Origin of the sequence: Streptomyces sp. DSM 40750 (assembly GCF_024612035.1) — a bacterium.
Taxonomy (GTDB): domain Bacteria; phylum Actinomycetota; class Actinomycetes; order Streptomycetales; family Streptomycetaceae; genus Streptomyces.
The window spans coordinates 5,763,986-5,790,931 of the sequence record NZ_CP102513.1 but is presented as its reverse complement, the minus strand read 5'-3'; the positions used below and the strand labels follow the sequence as shown (position 1 = coordinate 5,790,931).

Below are 26,946 nucleotides of genomic sequence, written 5' to 3'. Positions count from 1 at the left end.
TAAATAAGTCGATAGGTCGCTGTCGCTACTGTGATTGGACACTGACACAGAGTCAACTAGCCTTGTTCGCGCGGTTCTTCGCGCGCAGAACCGGGACGGTCCGAGCCACGAGGGGGGAGGCTCGGACCGTCCGTTGTGCGTAGCGGAGTGCTAGTCGGTAGCAACAGCGAGCGCACGCAGCACATCCGCCACCAGATCGTCGGTGTCCTCCGCGCCGGCCGAGAATCGGATGAAGCCCTCCGGAACCGCGTCGCCTCCCCACCGGCCGCGCCGCTCGGCGGTGGACCGCACCCCTCCGAAGCTCGTGGCGTCGTCCACGAGGTGGAGTGCGTCGAGGAAACGGTCGGCACGCGCGCGCGTGGGCAAAGCGAACGACACCACGCACCCGTAACGCCGCATCTGCTGCGAGGCGATCTTGTGCGAGGGGTCGTCGGGCAGCCCCGGGTAGCGCAGCCCGGTCACCTCGGGCCGTCTCTTGAGAGCTTCGGCCACGGCCAGAGCGTTGGCGTTCTGCCGGTCGGCCCGCAGCTGGAGCGTGGCGAGCGAGCGGTGTGCGAGCCAGGCCTCCATCGGGCCCGGGATCGCCCCGACGATCTTGCGCCAGCGTCGTACACCCGCCATCAGCGAGGCGTCGCGCCCGACGACGTACCCGAGCAGGACGTCCCCGTGACCGGTCAGCTGCTTGGTGCCGCTGGCCACGGCGAAGTCGGCGCCCAGGGCCAGCGGCCGCTGCCCGAGCGGGGTTGCCAGGGTGTTGTCGACGGCGACGAGACAGCCACGCGCGCGTGCCTCCTCGCTGAGCCGCCGCACGTCGCACACGTCCAGCCCCGGGTTCGACGGGGTCTCGAGCCACAGCAGCTTGGCGCCGTCGAGAGCGTCGAGCTGGGCGTCGCCGCCTGTGGGAGCGCTACGCACCTCGATGCCGTACGACCGCAGCTGTTCACCCGCCAGGGGCAGCACGTTGTAGCCGTCGCTAGGCAGGACGAGGACGTCACCGGTGCGCAGTTGGGAGAAGAGGACGGCCGAGATGGCGGCCATACCGGAGGCGAAGGCGACCGTTTCGGCGTCGTCCTGTTCAGGCGCCTCCAGCTCGCCGATGGCGCGTTCCAGGAGGGTCCAGGTGGGGTTCTGGTCGCGCCCGTAGGCGTACGGGCCGGTGGGCTCGCCCGGCAGGTGGTAGTGGGCGGCGAAGACCGGCCCCGGGAGGGTCGGCTCGTGTTTGACGGGCTCGGGCAGTCCGGCCCGCACCGCGCGGGTGCCGTCACCGGGTCCCGCAGCGGAGTTCTCCGTGTTCATGCGGCCCGTCCCTCCACCTTCTCGCGTATGGCGGCCAGCAGACCCGGGCTCGCCGCCTCCACGAGCCCCAGGCACTCCTCGAAGCCGTCCATGCCCCCGTAGTAGGGGTCCGGAACGTCGAGGTCGTCGTGCGCGGCGGGGTCGTAGGAGCGCAGCAGCCGGATCTTGTCCGCGTCCGCCGCGGTCGGCGCGAGACGGCGCAGGGCCTTGAAATGGCCTTCGTCGAGGGCGATGACGAGGTCGAGGCGGGAGAACCAGGAGACCTGGAACTGCCGGGCCGCGTGGATGCTGCCGTAGCCGTTCGCCTCCAGCACGGAGACGGTGCGCGGATCGGCGGCGTCGCCCTCGTGCCAGCCGCCGGTGCCCGCGCTGTCGACCTCGACCAGGTGGTCGAGCCCGGCCTCCTCTACGCGGGCGCGGAAGACGGACTCGGCCATCGGCGAGCGGCAGATGTTGCCGGTGCAGACGAAGCAGATTCGGTAGGTCATGCCGGACCCTCAGTCTCCGTCGGGCAGGACGAGGGAGAGCGCCCAGGAGACGATCGAGATGATCAGGCCGCCGAGGACGGCGGTCCAGAAGCCCTCCACCTGGAAGCTCAGGTCGAGCTTGTCGGCCAGCCATGAGGTGAGCAGCAGCATCAGGGCGTTCACGATCAGCGTGAAGAGGCCGAGTGTCAGAATGAACAGCGGGAGGGTGAGCAGCTTCACGAGCGGCTTGACCACCGCGTTCACCAGGCCGAAGACGAGCGCGACCAGCAGGAGCGTACCGACCTCCTTGCCCGTGCTGTCCCCGGTCAGCGTGATCTTGTCGAGCAGCCATACCGCGACCGCGAGGGCACCCGCGTTGGCGATCGTCTTGACTAGGAAATTCATCATGTGTCTGATCGTGGCAGAAGCGATCGGTACGAGCACTGGGCAGGGGCAACTAAGTCGATGAAGGCATTCCGGTTGGATGAGCTGGAGGCGGAGCGCGCCGCCAATGACGGTGCCTACCTGCAGTTCCTGCGCGAGCGGAACATGTCCGTCGGCCTGTACGCGCTCGATGCCGGCGAACTCGATCCACAGAAGCCGCACCGCCAGGACGAGGTGTACCTCGTCGTGAGCGGCCGCGCCTCACTCACGGTCGGTCTGGAGACCACCCAGGTGGCGCGCGGCAGTGTCGTGTACGTGCCTGCCGGGGTCGCCCACAAGTTCCACCACATCACCGAGGACCTGAGGGTCGTGGTGGTGTTCTCTCCGCCGGAGGGCTGACGTCCGCTACGGCGTTCCCTAGGGGGACGATCAGGGATGGACAAGGGGTGCGAAGCCCCCGAACGGCTCCCTGGCGGCCCTAGCATCGATGGCAGGACAGCAGAAGGCCCGGAATCAGGGCTCCGGTGGCGGGGCGACGGGTGGACACGAGGAGCAAGGGCCATGCGGGAGATCTTCGCGGGGATGCCGTGGTGGGTGAAGTGGATCGCGGTGCCGGTCATCGCCCTGCTGGTGTTCGGAGGGCTGATAGTCAGCGTCGTCCAGGTCGTGGTGGGCCTGCTCTTCAAGGTGCTGGTCTTCGTGGCGCTGGTCGGCGGACTGATCTATGTCGTAAGGAAGTTCACGGCGGGTTCCTCGTCGCGCGGCGACTGGTGAGGCGTCAGCACCGTGCAACAGCTGAGGCGTGAGTGGGGGAGGCCTGGTCAGGGCAGGGCGGTAACAGGAACGTGAGGTTCCCTCGCCAGAGGGAAGTTTCCCGGCGGGGCCGTCTGCGACCGGTGATGGACGGCTAGAGTCCGGGAACTCGTCGCGGGCTCGACCCCGCGGGCGGCGCATCTCCCTCCCGTGTCCCTCGCACGGGTGGCCCTCCTCGCGCTTCGGGAGTGACCCTTGGCCACGGCTGACACCGCACCCGCAGAACCGCTCTTCCCACCCGCCCGGCCGCGTTCCCGGCCGACACAGAGCGCCGTTCCCCCCAGCCAGCCGGGACCTCGATCGACACCGACGGCCGCCGCCGAGCAGCCGTGTGTCCGGGCCGCGGAGGCCCATGTTCAGCCACCACCGCCGCGGACGACACCCTCGAAGGCCCCGGCTCCCCCTGTGCAGCCACGGACCTCGCCCGGCGAGGAGGACATGCGATGCACCGAGTCCCCCGCGGCGCAGACGCAGGAGCTGGCGCAGTCCCCGGCATTTTCGCCCCGGGTACAGACACCGTCGGCGGGGCTCATCCGCCCCGTGCCGCCTCATGGGCACGCTTCGGGAAGGAGAGCGCGCATCCCGTCCCCGGCAGCCCAGCCGGGCGGGTCGGAAGCGAATTCCGGCACCCTGATCGGGTCCGTACAGCGGGCGATGCGACTGCTGGAGGCTGTCGCCGTGCGGGAACACGGGGCCCCCGCCAAACAGTTGGCGCGGGACGCCGGGCTCGCGCTGCCCACGGCGTACCACCTGCTGCGCACGCTGGTGCACGAGGGCTATCTGCACCGGGAGAAGGGGTTGTTCTTCCTCGGCGAGGCGGCCGAGCGGCTGAGCAGCAGCGGAGCGCAGCAGAAACGTCGCAGCACAGTGGGCGAGGCCCTGGCGCACTGGCGGGACGCCCTCGGCGTACCCGTCTACTTCGCGATCTACCGGGACGGCGAGATCGAGGTCAAGTGCGTCGCCGACAGCCCGAGCATCCCGGCGGTCGAGGAGTGGGCCGACTTCCGGGAGACCGGTCACGCACACGCCATCGGGCAGTGCCTGCTCTCCCAGTTGAGTGACGAGGCCCGCCGCGATCACTTGGACCGCTATCCGGTGCAGTCGATCACCCCGTACACGGTCCGTGACAGCGAGACGCTGCTACGGCGCCTCGACCGGATCGGGCGGATGGAACCGGTCGTCGAGCGGCAGGAGTACGCCCTGGGGACGGTCTGCGCGGCGATTCCCGTCACCGCGGGGACGACCGCCGGGACCCTCGCCATCTCGCTGCCCCTGCACCAGGCCGACCGGCTGCTGCCCGTGGCCCATCAGTTGCAGTCCGAGATCGGAAAGCTACTAGGGACACTCGCGATCTCTATCAGCATCTGAAAAATCACTCCTTGTGATCTCTCGTGTACTTTCAGCAAACTTCCAGGGGTGTCAGGCGGATGATTCCTGGCCAGTCGACGAACACGGCGGGGTAGGCGATGCGCGAGTCGGTACAGGCAGAGGTCATGATGAGCTTCCTCGTCTCGGAGGAGCTCTCCTTCCGCATCCCGGTGGAGTTGCGTTACGAGACCTGTGATCCCTACGCCGTGCGGCTGACCTTCCACCTGCCCGGCGACGCTCCCGTGACCTGGGCCTTCGGAAGGGAACTGCTCATCGACGGCGTGGGGCGGCCGTGCGGGGACGGGGACGTCCATATCGCGCCCGCCGATCCGGAGACGTTCGGCGAGGTCCTGATCCGGCTTCAGGTGGGCACCGACCAGGCGCTGTTCCGGGTCGGCACGGCGCCGCTGGTGGCCTTCCTGGACCGCACGGACAAGCTCGTGCCGCTGGGGCAGGAGCGTTCCCTCGCCGACTTCGACACCCTGCTCGACGAGGCGCTGGACCGCATCCTGGCGGAGGAGCAGAGCGCGGGCTGAACCGCTACGGCGCCGGGGTGCCGTAACGCTTCAGCGCTTGCGGCGGCGGCCTTTCCCGCCTCGTGCCGGAGCGGGCACGGCCGCCGCTTCCGAGGCACCTGGGCGGTCGGCCGAGACAACCAGGGCGGCCAGCGCGGTGGTCACCGGAACCGAGGCCACCAGGCCGATCGAGCCGACGAGGGTGCGCACGATCTCCTCGGCGACCAGCTCGCTGTTGGCGACCGTGCCGACACTGCTCTGCGCGATCGAGAAGAGCAGCAGCAGCGGCAGCGCGGCACCGGCGTATGCGAGGACGAGGGTGTTGACCACCGACGCGATGTGGTCCCGGCCGATGCGTATGCCCGCGCGGTACAGCCCGCGCCAGCCCATCGCCGGATTGGCCTCGTGCAGCTCCCAGACCGCCGATGTCTGCGTGACCGTCACGTCGTCGAGCACACCGAGCGAACCGATGATGACGCCCGCGAGCAGCAGACCGCTCATGTCGATCGTCGGGTACAGCCCGTGGATCAGGCCGGTGTTGTCGTCCGTGTTGCCGGTCAGATAGGCCCAGCCGATGAACATCGAACCCAGCAGGCCGATCAGCAGCAGCGAGATCAGAGTGCCGAGCACCGCGACCGATGTACGGGCTGAGAGGCCGTGGCACAGGTAGAGCGCGATCAGCATGATGGCGCTCGCCCCGACCACCGCCACGACCAGCGGGTTCGATCCCTGCAGGATGGCCGGCAGGATGAAGAGGGTCAGCACCAGGAAGCTGATGGCCAGCGCCACCAGGGCCATGACACCGCGCAGCCGGCCCACCACCACGACGGCGAGAGCGAAGATCCCGGCGAGCAGCGCCATCGGGAACTTCCGGTTCACATCGGTGACCGAGTACTGCAGGTCCTTGGGCGCGGCAGGCTCGTAGGCGACCACGACCTCCTGGCCCTGCTCCAACTGCCGTGACTGGTCCGGCTGAACGATCTCCGTGAAGGTACGGCCTTCGTCCTTGCCGGTGTCGACCCGGATCGTGGCCTTCTTGCAGGTGCCGTTCGCCTGCTGCTCGGCGGACGAGCCCTCGGCGGTGGACGTGTCGCCGGTCGGGGGGACACCCGAGGCGTTCACCGAGGAGCAGTCAACCTCCTCGACCTTGGTGACGGTGGCCTGCTGCGTCTGCCGGTCGAAGCCCACCCCGGTGCGCTCGTGAGCCGGCGCACCGCCGGGCCAGAGCACGACGAGGCCCACGACGACCGCGGTCGCGAAGGGGATCAGCACCGCCGCGATGACCTTGCGCAGGTGCTGCGAGACGGGCGCGGCGGGGCCGTGGCTGTGGGAGTGGCCGCCGCCGGAGGGCGGTCCTTGGCCGTGTCCGTCACCGGGGCCATGCCCGCCTCCGGAGCCGTGGCCGCCCCCGGAACCGTATCCATGGCCACCGTCGGAGCCATGCCCATGGCCGTTTCCGGGGCCATGGCCATGGGGCGGCTCGGAGGGCGGAGGCGGGGGCTGCTGCGTCGTGGTCACCGACCGATCATCGCAAGAACGAGCGATGCCCACTGTTCACCGCGCCACATCTGCCGCTAGCGTGGGGGCACCTTTGCACACGCGGGAGCTCGGAGCACCGGGCTGAGAGGGCGCTGACCTCCGCAGACGCGATGTTTCACGTGGAACATCGCCGGGCGGAAAATGCTGCGTCGACCGCTGAACCTGTTACCGGGTAATGCCGGCGTAGGGAGTAGGTCTCATGACCATCGAGGAGACACGCACGTCTGCCTCCATCCAGACAGACGCGGCATCCGCCTCGTCCGAGGGCGGCAAGAACCAGGGCGAACAGCCTCTGGAGGCCGGGCAGTCCATCGGCTGGCACAAGGCGTACGTCGAGGGCTCACGCCCCGATCTGCGGGTGCCGGTCCGCCAGGTGCACCTCACCAACGGGCAGTCCGTCACCCTGTACGACACCTCCGGCCCGTACACCGATCCCACCGTGGAGACCGATGTCAGGAGGGGGCTCCTCCCCCTCCGCGAGAACTGGATCATCGCCAGGGGAGACACCGAGGAGTACACGGGCCGCCCTGTCCGCCCCGAGGACGACGGGATCAAGCACACGTCACCTCGCGGCGGACTGCGCAACCTCGACGCGGTGTTCCCGGGGCGGCCGCGCCAGCCGCGCCGGAGCCGTGACGGCCGGGCGGTGACCCAGCTCGCGTACGCGCGGCGCGGCGAGATCACCCCCGAGATGGAGTTCGTGGCCGTACGGGAGAACGTCGCGCCGGAGGTCGTCCGCGAGGAGATCGCCGCGGGCAGGGCCGTGCTGCCCGCGAACGTGAACCACCCGGAGATCGAGCCGATGATCATCGGCAAGCGGTTCCTGGTGAAGGTCAACGCCAACATCGGCAACTCCGCGGTCACTTCCTCCATCGAGGAGGAGGTCGAGAAGATGACCTGGGCGACCCGCTGGGGCGCCGACACGGTCATGGACCTGTCCACGGGCCGGAACATCCACACCACTCGTGAATGGGTGCTGCGCAACTCCCCCGTACCCATCGGCACGGTGCCGCTCTACCAGGCGCTGGAGAAGGTCGACGGCAAGGCCGAGGAGCTGACTTGGGAGATCTACAAGGACACAGTCATTGAGCAGGCCGAGCAGGGCGTGGACTACATGACGGTCCACGCGGGCGTGCGCCTCGCGTACGTCCCGCTGACCGCCAACCGCAAGACCGGCATCGTCTCGCGCGGCGGCTCGATCATGGCGGCCTGGTGTCTGGCGCACCACAAGGAGTCGTTCCTCTACGAGAACTTCGAGGAACTGAGCGAGATCCTCGCCGCCTACGACGTCACGTACTCTCTCGGCGACGGCCTGAGGCCGGGCTCCATCGCGGACGCCAACGACGAGGCACAGTTCGCGGAGTTGCGCACGCTCGGGGAACTCAACCGGATCGCCAAGCGTTTCCACGTGCAGACCATGATCGAGGGCCCGGGACATGTCCCGATGCACAAGATCAAGGAGAACATCGATCTGCAGCAGGAGATCTGCGATGAGGCTCCGTTCTATACGCTCGGCCCGCTGACCACGGACGTCGCGCCGGCGTACGACCACATCACCTCAGGCATAGGTGCCGCGATGATCGCGTGGTGGGGCACTGCGATGCTCTGCTATGTCACGCCCAAGGAACACTTGGGACTGCCCAATCGTGACGACGTGAAGACCGGCGTCATCACCTACAAGATCGCGGCCCATGCGGCGGACATCGCCAAGGGACACCCGGGCGCACAGGAGTGGGACGACGCGTTGTCGGACGCCCGCTTCGAGTTCCGCTGGGAGGACCAGTTCAACCTGGCCCTCGACCCGGACACGGCCCGTGAGTTCCACGACGAGACGCTCCCGGCCGAGCCGGCCAAGACGGCCCACTTCTGTTCCATGTGCGGCCCGAAGTTCTGCTCGATGAAGATTAGTCACAGCATCACAGAGCGGTTTGGTGGTGTGGCGGCTGAGGGAGCGTCGCAGGAGGAGGTCGCTGAGGGGATGCTCCAGAAGTCGAAGGAGTTCGCGGCGAGCGGGAACAGGGTGTACCTGCCGCTCGCGGAATGAGAACCCGGGGTGCGATGCCTCGGTGCTCCGGGGCATCGCTTCCCTCGGGAACTCAGCAAGGCTGCCCTCCTGCTCTCTCAGCGGGCAGACTGCCCCCATGACAGCGAGAGCACTGAGCAAGGGCGCCAACCTTCGCGTCGATTCTCCTGCGGTGCGCGTTGAGCTGGCTTGGTCCGAAAGTCCCGGCATACCCGATGTCGACGCCTCGGCCTTGCTGCTCACTGGTGTCGGACGAGTTCGCGACGATGGTGACTTCGTCTTCTACAACCAGCCGCAACACGCGTCGAACGCAGTGACTCACCTGGGAAAGCAGAGTGCCGGTGGTGTCCTGACCGACACGGTCGAGGTGGATCTGCACTCGCTCGACCCCGCCGTCGAGCGGGTCGTGCTGTGTGCGTCGGCCGATGGCGGAACGTTCGGGCAGGTGCCTGGGCTGACCTTGAGGCTACTGGATGCCGGGACACAGACCGAGATCGCACGGTTTCACATGGAGGCCGAGACGGAGACCGCGTTCATCGGCGGCGAGCTGTATCGACGGTCGGGGCAGTGGAAGTTCCGCGCAGTCGGTCAGGGTTATGCTTCCGGGCTCGCTGGGCTGGCCACCGATTTCGGCATCACCATTGACGATGCGCCCTCGGACACGTCCGCGTTCTCGCCGGAATCTGTCTCGGTACCCCCTGTCCCAGCCACGGCACCTGCTTCAGTACCACCCGTCCCAGCCACGGCACCTGTCGGCCCGCGCCTCAGCAAGGGCGAGGAACAGTTGCCCGTCGACATGCGCAAGCGTCTGTCCCTGCGCAAAGAGCAGGTGGCAGTCAGTCTGAGAAAGCATGGAGCAGCCGGGGTCACCGCGCGCGTCATCCTGGTCCTGGACGCCTCGGGATCCATGTCCTTCCTCTACTCCAAGGGCGTCGTCGCCGATGTCGTGGAGCGCATGGCAGCGGTTGCCGCACAGCTGGACGATGACGGTGACATGCAAGCCTGGACGTTCGCTTCGAATGCGGCGCGACTCCCTGATCTGCGACTCGGGGACCTCCCCGAATGGCTGCGGCTGCACGTTCGGGTGGGACAGATGAGCCTCTTCCGCCGCAGCAAGAAACCGGGCAAAGGATTGAAAGACGGTCAGGTCGACATGCGGACGGTTGGCATCCAGAACGAAGAACAGAAGGCGATCGCCCAAGTCCGTACGTATGTCCGGGGAAATCCTGTCGCTGTCCCCACCCTGGTGCTGTTCTTTTCCGACGGGGGTGTCCACCGCGACGCTCTGATCGAGCAAGAACTACGGGATGCTGTCGAGGAACCGATCTTCTGGCAGTTCGTGGGCCTGGGACGGTCCAATTACGGAGTGCTGGAACGCTTCGACACCCTGCCCGGCCGTCGTGTCGACAACGTCGGGTTCTTCGCTGTGGACGACATCAGTACAGTCGCCGACCAGGAGCTGTACGACCGGCTCCTGTCCGAGTTCCCGACCTGGATGGCTGCCGCCGGCCAGGCGGGCATCCTTTGATCGGGCATGGCCCAGAAGTCCAAGGAGTTCGCGGAGCCGGGGAACCGGATCTGTCTGCCGATGGCGGACTGAGGCGCACCGACGCGGAGGGTGAAGCACGGCGGACGTGGCCAGGTCGCGGCTGCCGGATGTCCGTGCGACGAGCGGCGCTCTTCCGGCCGGTTGCCGGGAGAGCCCGCCGCTGCGGGTCGTCGGTGCGGTGGTGCCGGTTCGAGCCGACGTCGGTGTCGCGCCGGGCGGCCGCCGAAGCCCGGTGGCTTCCGGGGCGGCGGCCTGTCCCGGGCCTTACTCGGGCTGGTGCTCCGGGCCGCCGAAGTCCGGGCTGCTGAAGTCCGGGCTGGTGTAGCTGGGGCGGGAGCCGGCGCCGCCGCTGTCCGGGCTGGTGAAACTCGGTCGGCCGTAGCCGAGGTGCGGCATGCGGCTGGGCGGGGCCGGCCGTGCCGGCTCGCCCAGTACCACCGGGCCGGCGTTCGAGAGGGCATCACGGAGGAACGGCAGGATGCCGCGTTCCAGGAGGGCCTCACGCCAGGCCTCCCTGGCCCGGGACACCTCGTCGCTCAGCTCGCTGCGCGCTCCGTCGTTCAGGAGAGCGGTGGCGTTGTTGCGCAGGGCGGTGAGCAGGAGGCCGACCGCGGCCACCAGGATCGCCGCCGCCGTGACCGCGCCGAAGACCCACCCCGTGGTGAGGAGAGTCTCGGCGATCGCCCGCTCGGGGTCGAGCACCTTCATGACGTACCCCACGAGCAGGAAGAGCACCGCGGCGGTTCCGGCGAGGACGGGCGCGAGCACGGCGGCTATGGCACCGGCGCCCGCGCCGGCCGCCTCGGTGACCTCGCCCACAGCGAATCCCACCGCGGTGCCGTCCGGCTCACCGGTGCCGGACGCCGTCCCCTCAGGGGTGGATGTGGTGGGCGACGACGGGCTGCGGAATTCGTCGCGGACCTTGACGTAGTACTGGTATTCGGTCGCCGCGGCGGTCGTGATGATCGCTGTGGCGTTGAGGGCCATGGTGCGCAGTTGTTCGGGGTTGAGCCGCTGGAGACCAGCGGCGAATTCCGGGCGGTGTGGTGCGGAGCGCAGCGCCTCGCCGAGGATCCGCTCGTATTCCTGGCGGTCCTCACTGAGCAAGTGCTGCGGAACGCTGTTCATGTGCATCCCCCGATGCTCCGTAGGGCTTGTGGCTCGGCATGCTGACGAGCCGTCGGGCAGAAACGGAGGGGAGCCTGCTACGGATAAGCCGATGGTAGAGCCGTGACGGCGGGCGGTGACAGGGGGTTTGAAGAAATTGGCCCCTGGCCAGCGAACTCCTCCGACGGGGGACGCCTGCCCGGTGAGGGCTCAGGTACGCAGTGGAAGTTCCTGGACCAGCAGCTTTCCGGCCATGGTCACTCCGCCGTCCATGGCGACGGCCAGACCGTCCGCATAGGTGTACGGGCCGTCGACGGAAGGACCCGTTCCGTCCTCGCCGTCCTCGGAGCCGACTTCGCCCAGGAGGTACGGGATGGGGCTGTGGCCATGGACGACGCGGGTGCCGCCGTAGGTGTCCAGCAGGGAGCGCACGGCGTCGGCGCCGCCCTCGTCGCGGAAGGAGAAGCGCCGGGTGAACTTGCGGAAGAGGTCCCAGACCTCGTCCGGGTCGTTGCGTGTGATCGTCTCGCGGACGGTGTCGTTGACGGCCTCGATGGAGTCGCCGTAGTCGCGGTAGGCGGTGGTGTCGGAGTGCATCAGGAGGTGGCCGTCGACCTCCTCCATGGCGTCGAGGCGGGCCATCCACTGGAGGTGGTGGTCCTGGAGACGGTCCATGTCGGTCTTCTGGCCGCCGTTGAGGAGCCAGGCGGCCTGGAAGGTGGCGGTGCCCGCTCCGGAGTTGACGGGGGTGTCGCCGAACCGTTTGGCGCCGAGCAGCAGCAGCTCGTGGTTGCCCATGAGGGCCTTGCAGTAACCGCCGGCCGCGGCCGCCTCGGCGGACAGGCGCATCACGAGGTCGATGACACCGATGCCGTCCGGGCCGCGGTCGGTGAAGTCGCCGAGGAACCAGAGCCGGGCGGTGCCCGCCGACCAGTTGCCCGCGGCGTCGACGAGGCCCTTTTCGCGGAGTGCGGCGAGCAGCTCGTCGAGGTAGCCGTGGACATCGCCGACGACGAAGAGCGGACTCGGCCCGGCGGAGGACTGCTCGGCCGCCACGGCCTCCGGGTCGATCACGACCTGAACCGTGTCACCCCGGTTGATCACCGGCAGGTCCCGCTGGGTCGGGGTGTACCCCTCGGGGTAGTTCTCCGGTTCGTCGGCGGGCCTGGGAGTCCCGCCGGGGTGTGTGGTGTGTCCATACGGACCGGCCTCGTGGACGTACGCGGGCACGCGGAAATCGCGCACCGTCGGCGTCCGCACCTCGGGTCCCTGACCGGCCCCCTGAGTCATCGACCCCTCCACCACCATCGCCCGCGTCTGCACCGCATCGGGCTGCCTGGTCGCAGCGGCCCGCGGTGTCGTCCGCCCATCATAGGAATGCGGATCGCGCCATGTGATGACCCAGGGGTGGTGAAATGGCGCAGGACCCCAGTTCACCGCGGTTTTCTCCCGAATTGGGCGGGGCTCTCCCCGCCCAATTCCCGTTCGGATCCTCAGCTGGGGCGTCAACCCGCTTCAGGTGATCGTGGCGGGCTGACCGTCGTACGCGGCGGGCGCCGCTCGGACGAGGTCCGCACGATCAGCTCCGTCGGTATCACCTGCTCGACCGGTTGGTCCGATTCGACCCCCTCGATGGCGTCGATGAGGAGCTGGACCACCGCCGTACCGATACGGCGCGGCTTCAAGGAGAGCGTGGTGATCGGCGGCTCGGTGGTCGCGTACACGGCGGACTCGCTGCAGCAGACGAGCAGCAGGTCGTCGGGGACGCGCAGACCGTACCGCCGGGCGGCGGCCAGCAGATCGGTGCCGTTCGGGTCGAAGAGGCCGTAGACCGCGTCGGGGCGGTCCGGCCGGGCCAGCAGTCGGTCGGCGGCGACGGCCCCCGCGCACGGATCGTGCGCGGGGTAGGCCTCGTACACCGGATCCTGGCCCACGCGCTCGCACCAGCGCAGGTATGCGGTGGTGGAGAGATGTGTGTACGTATCCGTCGTCGTGCCCGTGAGGAGCCCGATCCGGCGGGCGCCCGCGTCGGCCAGATGGTCGAGGATCCCGAGGACGGCGGCCTCGTGGTCGTTGTCGACCCACGCGGTGACCGGGAGCGAGCCGGCCGGTCGGCCGTCGGAGACCACCGGTAATCCCTGGCGGACCAGTTCGCTGACGACCGGGTCGTGGTCGGAGGGGTCGATGACCACCGTGCCGTCCAGGGCGACGTTCGACCACACGTCGTGTCGCGAGGTCGCGGGGAGGATGACCAGGGCGTAGCCCCGGGCCAGCGCGGCCGAGGTGGCGGCGCGCGCCATTTCCGCGAAGTACGCGAACTCGGTGAAGGTGAAAGGTTCATCCCCGTACGTGGTCACGGTCAGGCCGATGAGGCCGGACTTGCCGGTTCTGAGGGTTCGGGCCGCCGCCGAGGGGCGGTAGCCAAGTCGGTCGGCGACCTCGCGTACATGGCGTCGGGTGGCGTCCGGGAGCCGGCCCTTGCCGTTGAGGGCGTCGGAAACGGTCGTGATGGAGACTCCGGCGGCGGCGGCCACGTCTCGGATGCCCGCCCGGCCCGACCGGTTGCCTCGGCGGGGGGTTTCCGCGCGGCTCACCTGGTGCTTCCCTGCTGCTGTCATGGCGAGCCGATAGTAGGGCTCATGCGGTGGGGTAGTGCGGACGCATATGCACTCGTTGACAGGCACGTTTCTGCAAGGTCAGTAAGGGTCAATTTCCTTATAATGCAAGGGAGTTGAACGATCCGATGTCAGTACGTGACTTGTCGACGCGCATGGGCCTGCCAAGTAGCTCATGTTTCGAAGAGGTCTCAACTCACCTGCATGGGTGATGCGCGCCACGGCGCGAGCCACCGGCGCGTGCGCCCGCGAACGGCGCGCCCCCCTGATTCGTACACCTTCGTGTGCTGATGCCCGTGAGGCCGCTGGGACGGCAGAGGTGTGGAACCGATGGGGACGTGGTTGTCCACAGGCCATTCGCAGGGGCGCCGAATCCTCATAAGGTGAGAAGCATTACGTCGACGAGGAGGACTGCGGTGAGCGAGACGAGCCCCAAGCTGCGAGCCGAGCTGGAGGGTATCCCCACCTACAAGCCCGGCAAGCCGGCCGCGGCGGGCGGCCCCGTGGCGTACAAGCTGTCCTCCAATGAGAACCCCTATCCGCCGCTGCCCGGCGTGCTGCAGAGCGTGACCGGCTCGGCCGCGTCCTTCAACCGGTACCCGGACATGGCGTGCACGGGGCTGATGAACGAGTTGTCGGACCGCTTCGGGGTGCCGCTCTCGGACCTGGCCACGGGCACCGGCTCGGTCGGTGTCGCCCAGCAGTTGCTGCAGGCGACTTCGGGGCCCGGCGACGAGGTGATCTACGCCTGGCGGTCGTTCGAGGCGTACCCGATCATCGCGCAGATCAGCGGGGCCACGTCCGTGCAGGTGCCGCTGACGCCGGGCGATGTGCATGATCTGGACGCTATGGCGGACGCGATCACCGACCGGACCCGGCTGATTTTCGTCTGCAATCCGAACAACCCGACGGGGACGGTGGTCCGCCGGGCCGAGCTGGAGCGGTTCCTCGACCGGGTGCCCGGCGATGTGCTGGTGGTCCTGGACGAGGCGTATCGCGAGTTCGTACGGGATGCGGAGGTGCCGGACGGCGTCGAGTTCTACCGCGAGCGGTCCAACGTCTGTGTGCTGCGTACCTTCTCCAAGGCGTACGGTCTCGCCGGGCTCCGGGTGGGCTTCGCGATCGCCCACGAGCCGGTGGCGGCCGCCCTGCGCAAGACGGCTGTGCCGTTCGGGGTGAGCCAGCTCGCCCAGGACGCCGCTGTCGCCTCGCTGCGTGCCGAGGACGAACTCCTCGGCCGGGTCGGCTCACTGGTCTGCGAGCGGAACCGGGTCGTCGAGGCGCTGCGCGGCCAGGGCTGGACGGTGCCGGAGACGCAGGCGAACTTCGTGTGGCTGCGGCTGGGGGAGCGCACGGTCGACTTCGCCGGCGTGTGCGAGCAGGCCGGTGTCGTCGTGCGGCCGTTCCCGGGCGAGGGTGTGCGGGTGACGATCGGCGAGACCGAGGCGAACGACATCTTTCTCAAGGTGACGGAGACCTTCCGCAAGGAGCTCTAGGGTTCGGCGCTCGCGGCGGTGAGGGGTCCGGGATTTCCTGGGCCCCTTCCGCGTGTGCGATAGGGCTGACGTGCCTGTTTGCGCCATAGGTCGATCGGCACGAACTTAGGGACCCCCCACCCATCGATGCTCGAACGGGCATGCGCCATAATTGCTTGTGAATGTGAACGCGTTCACAAGCGCGTCCCGGTTGTCATGAGATGTATGTGACAGGCGGGACAAACTGCCGCAGTGCCACGGCATGTAAGGAGAAGACGTGGACCTCGCTCTGGCGCCGGAGACTCTGGCGCGATGGCAGTTCGGCATCACCACCGTCTACCACTTCCTCTTCGTCCCCCTCACGATCTCGCTCGCCGCGCTCACCGCCGGCCTGCAGACCGCCTGGGTGCGCTCGGGGAAGGAGAAGTACCTCAAGGCCACCAAGTTCTGGGGCAAGCTCTTCCTGATCAACATCGCGATGGGCGTCGTCACCGGCATCGTGCAGGAGTTCCAGTTCGGCATGAACTGGTCCGACTACTCACGCTTCGTCGGCGATGTCTTCGGAGCCCCGCTCGCCTTCGAGGCACTCATAGCCTTCTTCTTCGAGTCGACCTTCATCGGCCTGTGGATCTTCGGCTGGGACAAGCTCCCCCAGAAGATCCACCTCGCCTGCATATGGATGGTCTCCATCGGCACGATCCTGTCGGCGTACTTCATCCTCGCGGCCAACTCCTGGATGCAGCACCCCGTCGGCTACCGGATCAACGAGGCGAAGGGCCGGGCCGAGCTCACCGACTTCTGGCTCGTCCTGACGCAGAACACCGCGCTCACCCAGGTCTTCCACACCCTCTCGGCGGCCTTTCTCGCGGGCGGCGCTTTCATGGTCGGCATCGCCGCCTTCCACCTGGCCCGCAAGAAGCACATCCCGGTGATGAAGACCTCGCTGCGACTCGGCCTGGTCACCGTGGTCATCGCCGGCATGCTCACCGCGATCAGCGGCGACCTGCTCGGCAAGGTCATGTTCAAGCAGCAGCCCATGAAGATGGCCGCCGCCGAGGCTCTGTGGGACGGGGAGGCACCCGCACCCTTCTCCGTCTTCGCCTACGGGGACGTCGACAAGGGCCACAACAAGGTCGCCATCGAGATCCCGGGCCTGCTGTCCTTCCTCGCCAACGACGACTTCGACTCGTACGTCCCCGGCATCAACGACGTCAACAAGGCCGAGCAGGCGAAGTACGGGCCGGGCGACTACCGGCCCAACATTCCCGTCGCCTACTGGGGCTTTCGCTGGATGATCGGCTTCGGCATGGCGTCCTTCGCCATCGGCATGGTCGGACTCTGGCTCACTCGCAAGAAGTTCCTGCTGCCGCAGCACCTGCGGGTGGGCGACGACGAGGTGCCGCATCTCGTGCTGCTGCCGAAGAAGGCTCTCGGCCCGACCCTCACCAAGTGGTACTGGCGCATCGGGGTCCTGACCCTGGGCTTCCCACTGATCGCCAGCTCCTGGGGCTGGATCTTCACCGAGATGGGCCGTCAGCCGTGGGTCGTCTACGGCGTGCTGCGCACCGAGGACGCGGTGTCCCCCGGCGTCTCCCAGGGCGAGATCCTCACCTCGATGATCGTCTTCACCATGCTGTACGCCATCCTCGCCGTCGTCGAGGTCAAGCTGCTCGTGAAGTACGTCAAGGCGGGGCCGCCCGAGCTGACGAAGGCCGACCTCAACCCGCCCACGAAGATCGGCGGCGACTCCCGTGACGCCGACAAGCCGATGGCCTTCTCGTACTAGGCCGCACCGGGCCAAGGGAGCACAGTCATGGAACTTCACGACGTCTGGTTCGTCCTCATCGCCGTCCTGTGGATCGGCTACTTCTTCCTGGAGGGCTTCGACTTCGGGGTCGGTGTCCTCACCAAGCTGCTGGCCCGGAACCGTCCGGAGAAGCGGGTCCTCATCAACACCATCGGGCCCGTCTGGGATGGCAACGAGGTGTGGCTGCTCTCGGCCGGCGGCGCGACCTTCGCCGCCTTCCCCGAGTGGTACGCCACCCTCTTCTCCGGCTTCTATCTGCCACTGCTGCTCATCCTGGTCTGCCTGATCGTCCGCGGTGTCGCCTTCGAGTACCGGGTGAAGCGGCCCGAGGAGAGGTGGCAGCGCAACTGGGAAACGGCGATCTTCTGGACCTCGCTGCTCCCCGCGTTCCTGTGGGGCGTGGCCTTCGCCAACATCGTGCGCGGAGTGAAGATCGACCGCGACTTCGAGTACGTGGGCACTCTCGCCGACCTGCTCAACCCGTACGCACTCCTGGGCGGTCTGGTCACGCTGACGCTGTTCACCTTCCACGGGACGGTGTTCGTCGGCCTCAAGACTGTCGGGGACATTCGGGAGCGGGCGCGGAAGCTGGCGCTGCGCGTCGGTGCCGTGACGGCCGGACTGGCGCTTCTGTTCCTGCTCTGGACGCAGATCGAGAAGGGCGACGGCGTCTCGCTGGTCGCGGCGGTCGTGGCGGTCGCCGCGCTCGTGACGGCACTGGTGGCGGTGCGAGCGGGGCGTGAGGGCTGGGCCTTCGCCCTGTCGGGGGTCACGATCGTGGCCGCCGTCGCGATGCTCTTCCTGACGCTCTTCCCGAACGTCATGCCGTCCTCGCTGAACGAGGACTGGAGCCTCACGGTCACCAACGCCTCGTCCAGCCCGTACACCCTGAAGATCATGACGTGGTGCGCGGCGATCGCGACGCCGGTCGTGATGCTCTACCAGGGGTGGACGTACTGGGTGTTCCGCAAGCGGATCGGTACACAGCACATCGCCGAATCGGCGCACTGAGTTCCGGTGAGGAGGTGTGTTTGGCGATGTTTCACGTGAAACACACCACCTCAGGCCGAAGAGGCATGTTTCACGTGAAACATGCCCGCTGAGAAGAGGGTGTTTCACGTGAAACCGATCGACCCGCGACTGCTGCGGTACGCCCGCGCCACCCGCCTCTTCCTGGTGGCGGTCGTCAGCCTGGGTATGGTCGGGGCCGCGCTCGTCATCTCGCAGGCGATGCTCATCGCCGAAGTGGTGGTGGGCGCCTTCCAGCATGGGATGTCGGTCGCCGAGCTCCGCACTCCCCTGCTCCTTTTGGCTGCTGTCGCGCTGGGACGGGCGCTGGTGTCCTGGCTCACCGAGCTGGCCGCGCACCGCGCGAGTGCGGCGGTGAAGTCGGAGTTGCGGGGCCGGCTGCTGGAGCGGGCCGCCGCGCTGGGCCCCGGGTGGCTGAGCGGACAGCGCACGGGATCGCTGGTCGCCCTCGCCACCCGTGGGGTCGACGCGCTCGACGACTACTTCTCGCGCTATCTGCCACAGCTGGGCCTTGCCGTCGTCGTGCCCGTGGCGGTGCTCGCGCGGATCGTCACCGAGGACTGGGTGTCGGCGGCGATCATCGTCGGCACGCTGCCGCTGATCCCGGTCTTCATGGTGCTCATCGGCTGGGCGACGCGCTCGCAGATGGACCGTCAATGGCGGCTGCTGTCACAGCTGTCGGGGCACTTCCTGGATGTCGTCACCGGTCTGCCGACGCTCAAGGTGTTCGGCCGGGCCAAAGCCCAGGCCGAGTCGATCAAGCGGATCACCGGCGAGTACCGGCAGGCGACCATGCGGACGCTGCGGATCGCGTTCCTGTCGTCCTTCGCGCTGGAACTGCTCGCGACGATCTCGGTCGCGCTGGTCGCGGTCACCATCGGCATGCGGCTCGTGCACGGCGAGATGGACCTGTACATCGGGCTGATCATCCTCGTCCTGGCCCCCGAGGCGTATCTGCCGGTCCGGCAGGTGGGCGCCCAGTTCCATGCGGCCGCCGAGGGGCTCGCGGCGGCCGAGGAAATCTTCGAGGTCCTGGAGACACCGGTACCGGCGTCCGGGAACGGGGCTGTGCCGTCTGCCGGTGACATCCGCTTCGACGGGGTGACGGTCCGGTACCCCGGGCGGTCGTACGACGCCGTCTCGGACGTGTCCTTCACGGTCGCTTCTGAGGAGACAGTGGCCCTCGTCGGGCCGAGCGGTGTGGGCAAGTCGACGCTGCTGAACGTCCTGCTGGGGTTCACGGAGGCCACGGCGGGCGGGGTGCGCGTGGGGGGAGCCGATCTCGCCTCGCTCGACCTGGACGAGTGGCGTTCGCGCGTCGCCTGGGTGCCGCAGCGGCCGCACCTGTTCGCCGGGTCGATCGCCGAGAACGTACGGCTGGCCCGTCCGGACGCGGACGACGCGGCGGTGCGGCGGGCGCTCACCGACGCGGGTGCGCTGGAGTTCGTGGACACGCTGCCCGCCGGGGCCGAGACGGTCCTCGGTGAGGACGGCGCCGGTCTCTCCGCCGGACAGCGACAACGGCTTGCCCTCGCCCGGGCGTTCCTCGCCGACCGGCCTGTGTTGCTCCTCGACGAACCGACGGCCTCGCTGGACGGCGAGACCGAGGCGGAGGTCGTTGAGGCGGTACGGCGGCTTGCGGTGGGCCGGACCGTGTTGTTGGTGGTGCACCGGCCGGCGTTGCTGGGGGTGGCGGACCGGGTGGTGCGGCTTGAGGAGGTCACGACGCCCGCGGTGGCACCGGCGCCCGAGCGCGACGGGTTGGCACTGAACCGTCGGCCGCGGCAGTTGGAAAACCTGCCCGCGGCGCAGATGGAAGACCTGCCGTTGGAACAGCGTGGCGGCGTACTGACCCGCGTCCGTCGCATGGCCGGACCTCGCCGGGGCCGGCTCGTCCTCGCCCTGTTGCTCGGCAGCCTCGCGCTGGGCAGTGCCGTCGGTCTGATGGCGACGTCCGGGTGGCTGATCTCGCGGGCCTCGCAGCAGCCTCCCGTGCTGTATCTGATGGTCGCGGTGACGGCGACGCGGGCGTTCGGGATCGGGCGGGCGGTGTTCCGGTACGCGGAGCGGCTGGTGTCGCACGACACCGTGCTGCGGATGCTGGCCGACACGAGGGTGGCCGTCTACCGGCGGCTGGAACGGCTGGCGCCCGCCGGGCTGCGGACGATCCGGCGGGGCGACCTGCTCTCGCGGCTGGTCACCGATGTGGACGCCCTTCAGGACTACTGGGTGCGCTGGCTGCTGCCCGCAGGGGCCGCAGTGGCCGTGTCTGCCGCCTCCGTCGGGTTCACCGCCTGGCTGCTGCCCGAAGCCGGCGCCGCCCTCGCCGTCGGGCTGCTCGCCGCAGGGGCCGGAGTGCCTCTCGTGACCGGGGCCTTGGCCCGGTGGGCGGAGCAGAGGTTGGCACCGGCCCGCGGGGTGCTGGCCACCCGCGTCGCCGATCTGCTCGTCGGCACCGCGGAGTTGACGGTCGCGGGCGCCCTGCCCGCCCGTACCGCCGAGGCACGCCAGGCCGACCGGGTGCTCACCCGGATCGCCTCCCGGGCCGCCACCGCCACCGCCCTCGGCGACGGGCTCACCGCGCTCGTCTCCGGGCTCACCGTCGCCGCCACCGCGCTGTTCGGCGCCCAGGCAGTCGTCGACGGGCGGCTGAGCGGGGTGGCCATGGCCGTCGTCGTCCTCACGCCGCTGGCGGCATTCGAGGCGGTGCTGGGCATGCCGCTCGCCGCCCAGTTCCGCCAGCGGGTGCGCAGGAGCGCGGAGCGCGTGTACGAGGTGCTGGACGCCCCGGACCCCGTACGTGAACCGGAGGAGTCGGCCGAGGCGCCGGTGTCGCCGTTCCCGCTGCGGCTGGAAGGGCTCGGAGCGCGGTACGCCGGGCAGGACCGGGACGCGCTCGCCGGGCTGGACCTCACCCTCGAACAGGGGCGCAGGATCGCCGTGGTCGGTGCCTCGGGGGCGGGAAAGACGACGCTCGCGCAGGTGCTGCTCCGGTTCCTGGACGCGCGCGAGGGGACGTACACGCTGGGCGGCGTGGACGCGTACGCGCTCGACGGGGACGCCGTACGCCGGCTCGTGGGGCTGTGTGCCCAGGACGCGCACCTCTTCGACAGTTCGGTGCGCGAAAACCTGCTGCTCGCCCGGAAGGAAGCGGGCGCGGCGGAGCTGCGGGACGCGCTCGCGCGGGCGCGGCTGCTTGACTGGGTCGACGAACTGCCCGACGGGCTGGACACCCTGATCGGCGAACACGGGGCGCGGCTGTCCGGCGGCCAGCGTCAGCGGCTCGCCCTCGCCCGCGCGCTGTTGGCCGACTTCCCGGTCCTCGTCCTCGACGAGCCCGCGGAACACCTGGACCTGCCGACCGCCGACGCGCTCACCGCGGATCTGCTGGCCGCGACCGAGGGGCGGACGACCCTGCTGATCACCCATCGGTTGGCCGGGCTCGACGCCGTGGACGAGGTGGTCGTGCTGGCGGAGGGACGTGTCGCGCAGCGTGGGACGTACGCGGAGCTGGCCGTGGTGGACGGTCCCTTGCGGACGATGGTGGAGCGGGAGGCGGCGGGGGAACTGCTGGTGAGGGTTTGAGAGGCCCGCGCTCAGGCGCACGCGCGGTACGCGGCGCTCGGGGGCCATGGAGCACGGCTTGGGGCCTGCAGGACTGCGGCGACGGGCCGGGGCACGATCGCTGACACACGCTTCTCTCGCCGACGCCCGCTGTTCGTCGCCGTGCTGCTGTGCGCCGCGACGCTTTTCGTGGCCCGGCCCACGGCGGCCGAGAGTGACGGAAGGGCCCAGGGCGCCCCTGGTGAGGCCGGTCTCAGCGCCCAGGTGACGCGGCTGTTCGAGGAAGCGGCGGTGGCGACGCAGCGGTACGAGGCGGGGCGGCAGACGGCGGAGTCGCAGAAGGCGGAGGCGGAGCGGTTGGAGAGGCTGCTTGTGCGCGAGCGGAAGCAGACCGCGGTACTCGCCGACCTCGGCCGGATCGCGCGCGCCCAGTACCGCGAGGGCCGCGGGGTGCCATACATAGCGCAGATGCTCCTCGCGGAGGAGACCCCCAGGAGCTGAAGCGGAGTCAGCGAGCCGTCCAGCGGGCTGATCTGACGGTCAACAACGCCGCGGACAAGAGCCGCCGATCCGAGGCGCGACCCGCTGCGGACGAGGCGAAGGCCGCGGCGGCGTGGCAGACGCTGGAGCGGCGGAACACCGAACTGGCCGAGATCAAGCAGGCGATCCAGCGGAAGCTCGAAGAGGCGCGGTGGACGCTTCAGGGGTAGGCCGACGAGGCGGTCGTGGCCGGCGCATGCCGGGGAGCCGTCCGGCTGGACCAGCCGACCAGCGGCCGCACGAGGTCGTGGGTCGTTCCGGTGGAGAAGTACGAGTTCTGCGCGGGCTGCGGCAGCGGCGGTGGACACTGGGCCGGTCGCCTCACCGGGCAGGACTTCGCCGTGCCGATCGGCACGCCTGTGCGGGCGGTCGGGGTGGGACGCGTGGTGGAGGTTCGTGCGGGGGCGCCTTCGGCATCGCGACCGTCGTCCAGCACGGGGACAACTACTACACGCAGTACGCGCACCTCGCCGCCGTCACCGTCGATCAGGGCGAACGCGTGGCCCCGGGCCAGTGGATCGGCCGAACGGGCACCACGGGCACCACGGGCAATTCCACGGGCCGCACCTGCACTTCGAGGTGCGGGGCACACCGGAGCTGGGGTCAGGGGTGGAGCCCGTGTCGTGGCTGCTGAAGCACGGGGTGGAGTTGTAGTCGCTCCGATAGGGATTTCGGATACGGGTTTCCGGTACGGGTTACAGCCGTTCCACCAGGAGCCGCTCGATCACGACCGCCACTCCGTCCTCGTTGTTGGCGACGGTCCGGCCGGAAGCCGCCGCGAGGACGTCCGGGTGCGCGTTGCCCATGGCGTACGACTGGCCCGCCCAGGTGAGCATCTCGACGTCGTTCGGCATGTCACCGAAGGCGACGACCTCCTCGTGGGAGATACCGCGCTCGGCGCAGCACAGGGCGAGGGTGCTGGCCTTGGAGACGCCCGGCCCGCTGATCTCCAGCAGGGCGCTGGGGCTGGAGCGGGTGATGGTGGCCCGGTCGCCGACGGCGATGCGGGCGGTGGCCAGGAAGTCGTCGGGGTCGATCGTGGGGTGGTACGCGAGGATCTTCAGCACCGGCTCGTCGTCGGCGACACCGCCCGGGGCCAGCAGTTTCTCGGCGGGCGCGAGGGTGTCGGGGATCTCCATGTGGAGCTTCGGGTACTCGGGCTCCTGGTTGAAGCCGTACGTCTGCTCGACCGCGTACACGGTGCCGGGCGCGGCCTCGCGCAGCAGTCGTACGGCGTCGAGCGCGTTCTCCCGGGCCAGCTCGCGGATCTTGACGAAGCGGTGGGTACCGGGGCCGCCGTGCAGGTCGACCACGGCGGCGCCGTTGCCGCAGATCGCGAGGCCGTGGCCGTGGACGTGTTCACTGACGACGTCCATCCAGCGGGCCGGGCGGCCGGTCACGAAGAAGACCTCGATGCCGGCCTCCTCGGCGGCCGCGAGGGCGGCGACGGTACGGGGAGAGACCGACTTGTCGTCGCGGAGCAGGGTGCCGTCGAGATCCGTGGCTATCAGCCGGGGCGGGACGGTCGGGGCCGGGGTCTCGGGCTGTCTCGTCGCTGAGGTCACGGGTCCCATTGTCGCGTATATGCGCGCACGGTCGTGCGGGCGCCCGCACAGGTGAGTGATTACCGCCCTTGTCCGCCCTCCACCTGCGCGGTTACGACCGGCCGCCCTTGCGCTCTATGACCCGTCGTGCAGGCCTCGGCCGCGACCACTTGGGGCGCTCTCACGCCAGCTGGGCCGGTGCCTCCATGGCGATCCGCTCGAACACCTTCTCGTCCGCGGCGAAGTCCGAGTCCGGGATCGGCCAGTGGATCACGATGTCGGTGAAGCCCAGATCGGCGTGGCGGCCCGCGAAGTCCACGAACGCGTCCAGCGACTCCAGCGGTCGGCCGCGGTCGGGGGTGAAACCGGTGAGCAGGACCTTGTCGAGCCGGGCCGCGTCACGGCCGAGCGCGGCGGCTGTGTCGGCCAGCCTCTCGACCTGCCCACGAATGGCTTGAACCGACTGTTCGGGGGTGCCTGTCGCGTACAGCTTGGGGTCCCCGGTGGTCACCCATGCCTGCCCGTACTGTGCGGCCAGCCGCATCCCGCGCGGCCCGGTGGCGGCCACCGCGAAGGGCAGCCGGGGGCGCTGGACACAGCCGGGGATGTTGCGCGCCTCGTGGGCCGCGTAGTAGTCGCCCTCGTAAGAGACGGAGTCCTCGGTGAGCAGCCGGTCGAGCAGGGGGACGAACTCGGCGAGCCGGTCGGCGCGCTCGCGCGGGCTCCACGGCTCCTGGCCGAGTGCGGTGGCGTCGAAACCGGTGCCGCCCGCGCCGACCCCGAGGGTGAACCGACCGCCGGAGATGTCGTCGAGGGAGATCAGTTCCTTGGCGAGGGTCACCGGGTGCCGGAAGTTCGGCGAGGTCACGAGCGTTCCGAGGCGCAACTGGTCGGTGACGGCGGCCGCCGCGGTCAGGGTCGGCACGGCGCCGAACCACGGCCCGTCCCGGAAGGTCCGCCACGACAGGTGGTCGTACGTGAACGCGGTGTGGAACCCGAGTTGTTCGGCCCGCTGCCATGTGGCACGGCCGCCCTCGTGCCAGCGGAGGTACGGCAGGATCACGGTGCTCAGACGCAGACTCATATATCGAGCGTAAGCGCAGCCGCCTGCCTGTCCGGACCGGTCCGGACAGGCAGGAGATGATCAGGACCGGGCGGCCGGTCGGGGCTGGGCAGGCCGGATCACGTCCGGTCCCGCTCAGTGCGATTCGGGGAACCGCAGGTACTCGGGCGGCACGGCCTCGGTCAGCCACACCCCGTTGGCGCTGACACGGAAGACGTGGCCGTCGCGGTGCATCGCGCCGGCGTCCACGGAGAGCACGACAGGGCGGCCGCGGCGGGCGCCGACGCGGGTGGCGGTCTCACGGTCGGGCGAGAGGTGTACGTCGTGCCGGTTCATGGCGCGCAGGCCTTCGGCCCGGATCGCGCCCAGGTAGGCCGCCACGGTCCCGTGGTAGAGGTACGGCGGCGGGGTCGCCGGGAGCAGGCCGAGGTCGACCTCGACGGTGTGGCCCTGGCTGGCGCGGATCCGGTCGCCCTCGACCGCGAAGCGCTTCTTGTCGTTGGCCTCGACCACGTGGTCGAGCTCCGCCCTCGTGAAGCGGAAGCCATGGGCGGCGGCCGCCTCGATGAGTGTGTCGATCCGGACCCAGCCGCCCTCGTCGAGCGTGAGCCCGATCCGCTCCGGCTGATGCCTCAGGTGTTTGGAGAGATACTTCGACACCCTCACGGTACGTCGTTCGTTCATCCCGCCAGCGTGCATGGAGAGACCCGCGTCACGCACTTGATTTTGATCCGGATGTTTGATCCACAGCCAAGTAGAGTTATCCACAGGCGAATTGAAGATTCTGTGGACAACCGCCGGTCCGATTCACGGCAATTGACCAATTTCCTTGCTTTCGTGCATATTTGCAGCAAGGGTATCCAGGGTACGTGACTGTACCTCCCGTTCGGCCGCCGCGGTGATGAAGGCCGAGGCCTGCTCCAGACCAACAAGCTTCTCCACGGCTCGCATTGTGGAGGCCGGGATCCGTACGGAACGCCACCCGTCCGCGGACTCGGCGGGAGCGTCCGGATCAAGGTGTCGGCGCAACTGCCGGGTGGCGAACAGCCGCATCGCGCGTGCGAGTTCGGCGTCCACCGTCTGCTGGGCGAGCGGCCGCAGCCGTCGTACGAGCGTCGCCGCCTCGATCGTGTCGGCCTCGGTCGGCTGCTGGTGCTGCCCGAGGTAGCGAGCGAACACGTGCTCGGTGGTGAACTCCAGGAAACGCGTGGCAATGTGCTCCACCTGCCCCCTCAACTCCCGTAGGTGGCCGGCGATCGCGGGGAGCGGCACCCCCGCCTCGTGCAACTCTGCTGCCACAGCCAGTTCTTGGGGGCTCGGCACGAGGAACAGATCCTCCTCTCCGGGCACCGGCTCCAGCACGCCCAGCTCGACCGCGTCCGCCACCGCCGCCTCGTCCGGAGCGCCGCCGAACCGCTCGACCAGATCGGCCCGCGAGATACGTACGGCCTCTTCGTCCGTCCACGGCCCGCCGACCTCTGCGGCCAGGCCGAGGACCCCGCCGAGGCCGCGGCCCGTGTCCCAGGCTTCCAGGAGCTCCTTGATGGAGGCCAGGGTGTACCCGCGGTCGAGGAGGTCGGCGATCTGGCGCAGCCGGGTCAGATGCGCGTCCGAGTACACGTTCGCCCGGCCGCGCCGCTCAGGACGGGGGAGCAGCCCACGGTCCTGGTAGGCGCGGATCGTCCGGACCGTGGCACCGCTGCGGTGCGCCAGATCCTCGATGCGGTACACGGCCCCGGCCGGTTCGTCGTTCACGGTCCTTGTGCCTCTCTCTGCTTTCCCGCGCTGTCCGGCGGCGGTTACGCCGACGCCGCCCGCGCGCTCGCGCCCGCCGCGGTGCGTGCCGCGGGCGACTTCACCAGATACTCGGCCGCCCTGCGCAGCGAGCCTTCCTGCGAGGGGTGGTAGGAGCGGCGCAGATAGCGGGGGACGGCCACGCCGAGCTCCTTCGACGTGGGCAACAGGCCTTTGTGCACGGCCCTGTTCTGTGCGGCGAGCGAGAAGCGCAGGCGTCCGGCGAGCTCGAGGTCGTGCCGTATGAGATAGGCGGCGTCCCCACGTCCGCAGGCATGGAACCGGGGACGGGATCGCCATGCACGTGATCCGTCGGGCGTTCGGGGGTGACTCACGGCCCTGTGGGGCCTCCTGCCCCGAGTTGTCAGCAGCAGCCCGTCCTTGAAGACCTTCACGAACCACCGCTCCCCCGCCGACAGCAGCAGATGCAGCCCACTGATGACGTGACTGGCCG

The 26,946-nt window shown here is 69.2% G+C and carries 22 protein-coding genes and 1 pseudogene; 11 read left to right on the top strand and 12 right to left on the bottom strand.

Translation table 11 applies throughout. The features are described 5' to 3' along the window. Nucleotides 1-150: 150 nt before the first annotated feature. The 3 genes from JIX55_RS25900 to JIX55_RS25890 are packed head-to-tail and all read right to left on the bottom strand — an operon-like array spanning nucleotide 151 to nucleotide 2,171. The gene (locus JIX55_RS25900) at nucleotides 151-1,296 is read right to left on the bottom strand and encodes a cystathionine gamma-lyase (RefSeq protein WP_257565667.1); all 1,146 of its coding nucleotides are present in this window, start codon (nucleotides 1,294-1,296) and stop codon (nucleotides 151-153) included. After that, entirely contained in the window at nucleotides 1,293-1,784 is a 492-nt protein-coding gene (locus tag JIX55_RS25895; protein ID WP_257565666.1) for a low molecular weight protein-tyrosine-phosphatase, read from the bottom strand. Before JIX55_RS25895 ends, JIX55_RS25900 begins: the two co-directional genes overlap by 4 nt. A 9-nt stretch (nucleotides 1,785-1,793) precedes the next feature. Beyond that, nucleotides 1,794-2,171, bottom strand: a complete 378-nt coding sequence (locus JIX55_RS25890) for a phage holin family protein (RefSeq protein WP_257565665.1) — start codon at nucleotides 2,169-2,171, stop codon at nucleotides 1,794-1,796. A 57-nt stretch (nucleotides 2,172-2,228) separates the two neighbouring features. On the opposite strand from JIX55_RS25890, the gene JIX55_RS25885 reads away from it, so the two are divergent. The 4 genes from JIX55_RS25885 (at nucleotide 2,229) to JIX55_RS25870 (ending at nucleotide 4,864) form a co-directional block, all read left to right on the top strand. Next, nucleotides 2,229-2,546, top strand: a complete 318-nt coding sequence (locus JIX55_RS25885) for a cupin domain-containing protein (protein ID WP_257565664.1) — start codon at nucleotides 2,229-2,231, stop codon at nucleotides 2,544-2,546. 162 nt (nucleotides 2,547-2,708) lie between these two features. Continuing rightward, the gene (locus JIX55_RS25880; RefSeq protein ID WP_045558480.1) at nucleotides 2,709-2,921 is read left to right on the top strand and encodes a DUF5326 family protein; all 213 of its coding nucleotides are present in this window, start codon (nucleotides 2,709-2,711) and stop codon (nucleotides 2,919-2,921) included. A gap of 669 nt (nucleotides 2,922-3,590) precedes the next feature. Continuing rightward, nucleotides 3,591-4,328: an IclR family transcriptional regulator gene (locus tag JIX55_RS25875; protein WP_306820123.1), complete on the top strand. Its 738-nt coding sequence runs from the start codon at nucleotides 3,591-3,593 to the stop codon at nucleotides 4,326-4,328. Nucleotides 4,329-4,426: 98 nt separating this feature from the next. Continuing rightward, the gene (locus JIX55_RS25870; RefSeq protein WP_257543340.1) at nucleotides 4,427-4,864 is read left to right on the top strand and encodes an SsgA family sporulation/cell division regulator; all 438 of its coding nucleotides are present in this window, start codon (nucleotides 4,427-4,429) and stop codon (nucleotides 4,862-4,864) included. Nucleotides 4,865-4,894: 30 nt separating this feature from the next. On the opposite strand, the gene JIX55_RS25865 is transcribed toward JIX55_RS25870, so the two are convergent. Beyond that, complete coding sequence (locus JIX55_RS25865) at nucleotides 4,895-6,361, bottom strand: YibE/F family protein (protein WP_257565663.1); 1,467 nt, start codon at nucleotides 6,359-6,361, stop codon at nucleotides 4,895-4,897. A gap of 220 nt (nucleotides 6,362-6,581) precedes the next feature. Between JIX55_RS25865 and thiC the strand changes: the two genes are divergently transcribed. Further along, nucleotides 6,582-8,426 carry a phosphomethylpyrimidine synthase ThiC gene (gene thiC / locus JIX55_RS25860; RefSeq protein WP_257565662.1) on the top strand — a complete coding sequence of 615 codons (1,845 nt, stop codon included), beginning with the start codon at nucleotides 6,582-6,584 and terminating at the stop codon, nucleotides 8,424-8,426. A gap of 97 nt (nucleotides 8,427-8,523) precedes the next feature. Beyond that, nucleotides 8,524-9,933 carry a VWA domain-containing protein gene (locus tag JIX55_RS25855; RefSeq protein WP_257565661.1) on the top strand — a complete coding sequence of 470 codons (1,410 nt, stop codon included), beginning with the start codon at nucleotides 8,524-8,526 and terminating at the stop codon, nucleotides 9,931-9,933. A gap of 285 nt (nucleotides 9,934-10,218) precedes the next feature. Here JIX55_RS25855 and JIX55_RS25850 read toward each other — a convergent pair whose 3' ends face one another. The 3 genes from JIX55_RS25850 to JIX55_RS25840 all read right to left on the bottom strand — a co-directional run bounded on the left by JIX55_RS25850 (nucleotide 10,219) and on the right by JIX55_RS25840 (nucleotide 13,679). Continuing rightward, a complete protein-coding gene (locus JIX55_RS25850; protein WP_257565660.1) occupies nucleotides 10,219-11,088 on the bottom strand; it encodes a hypothetical protein in 870 nt (289 codons plus the stop codon). 183 nt (nucleotides 11,089-11,271) lie between these two features. Continuing rightward, nucleotides 11,272-12,366, bottom strand: coding sequence for a metallophosphoesterase (locus JIX55_RS25845; protein WP_257569484.1), 1,095 nt, complete (start codon nucleotides 12,364-12,366; stop codon nucleotides 11,272-11,274). A gap of 200 nt (nucleotides 12,367-12,566) precedes the next feature. After that, nucleotides 12,567-13,679 (bottom strand): LacI family DNA-binding transcriptional regulator, encoded by a 1,113-nt coding sequence (locus tag JIX55_RS25840; RefSeq protein ID WP_257565659.1) that lies wholly within the window; start codon nucleotides 13,677-13,679, stop codon nucleotides 12,567-12,569. A 413-nt stretch (nucleotides 13,680-14,092) separates the two neighbouring features. Between JIX55_RS25840 and hisC the strand changes: the two genes are divergently transcribed. The 5 genes and pseudogenes from hisC (at nucleotide 14,093) to JIX55_RS25815 (ending at nucleotide 22,745) form a co-directional block, all read left to right on the top strand. Beyond that, entirely contained in the window at nucleotides 14,093-15,172 is a 1,080-nt protein-coding gene (gene hisC, locus JIX55_RS25835) for a histidinol-phosphate transaminase (protein ID WP_257565658.1), read from the top strand. A gap of 256 nt (nucleotides 15,173-15,428) precedes the next feature. Then, nucleotides 15,429-16,937: a cytochrome ubiquinol oxidase subunit I gene (locus JIX55_RS25830; protein ID WP_257565657.1), complete on the top strand. Its 1,509-nt coding sequence runs from the start codon at nucleotides 15,429-15,431 to the stop codon at nucleotides 16,935-16,937. Between the two features lie 27 nt (nucleotides 16,938-16,964). Next, on the top strand, nucleotides 16,965-17,969 hold the full coding sequence (cydB, locus tag JIX55_RS25825) for a cytochrome d ubiquinol oxidase subunit II (RefSeq protein WP_257565656.1): 1,005 nt from the start codon (nucleotides 16,965-16,967) through the stop codon (nucleotides 17,967-17,969). A 108-nt stretch (nucleotides 17,970-18,077) separates the two neighbouring features. Then, on the top strand, nucleotides 18,078-21,572 hold the full coding sequence (cydD, locus tag JIX55_RS25820; RefSeq protein WP_257565655.1) for a thiol reductant ABC exporter subunit CydD: 3,495 nt from the start codon (nucleotides 18,078-18,080) through the stop codon (nucleotides 21,570-21,572). 96 nt (nucleotides 21,573-21,668) lie between these two features. Beyond that, nucleotides 21,669-22,745, top strand: a pseudogene (locus JIX55_RS25815) (peptidoglycan DD-metalloendopeptidase family protein). Nucleotides 22,746-22,786: 41 nt separating this feature from the next. On the opposite strand, the gene JIX55_RS25810 reads toward JIX55_RS25815, so the two are convergent. From JIX55_RS25810 to JIX55_RS51505, 5 genes are all read right to left on the bottom strand, one after another. Then, nucleotides 22,787-23,656 (bottom strand): HAD family hydrolase, encoded by an 870-nt coding sequence (locus JIX55_RS25810; protein ID WP_257565654.1) that lies wholly within the window; start codon nucleotides 23,654-23,656, stop codon nucleotides 22,787-22,789. A 160-nt stretch (nucleotides 23,657-23,816) separates the two neighbouring features. After that, on the bottom strand, nucleotides 23,817-24,719 hold the full coding sequence (locus tag JIX55_RS25805; protein ID WP_257565653.1) for an LLM class flavin-dependent oxidoreductase: 903 nt from the start codon (nucleotides 24,717-24,719) through the stop codon (nucleotides 23,817-23,819). Nucleotides 24,720-24,833: 114 nt separating this feature from the next. Beyond that, nucleotides 24,834-25,382 carry an RNA 2'-phosphotransferase gene (locus JIX55_RS25800; RefSeq protein ID WP_257565652.1) on the bottom strand — a complete coding sequence of 183 codons (549 nt, stop codon included), beginning with the start codon at nucleotides 25,380-25,382 and terminating at the stop codon, nucleotides 24,834-24,836. 123 nt (nucleotides 25,383-25,505) lie between these two features. Further along, complete coding sequence (locus JIX55_RS25795) at nucleotides 25,506-26,453, bottom strand: MerR family transcriptional regulator (RefSeq protein ID WP_257565651.1); 948 nt, start codon at nucleotides 26,451-26,453, stop codon at nucleotides 25,506-25,508. Between the two features lie 44 nt (nucleotides 26,454-26,497). Beyond that, nucleotides 26,498-26,659 (bottom strand): hypothetical protein, encoded by a 162-nt coding sequence (locus JIX55_RS51505; protein WP_443046523.1) that lies wholly within the window; start codon nucleotides 26,657-26,659, stop codon nucleotides 26,498-26,500. Nucleotides 26,660-26,946: the final 287 nt, after the last annotated feature.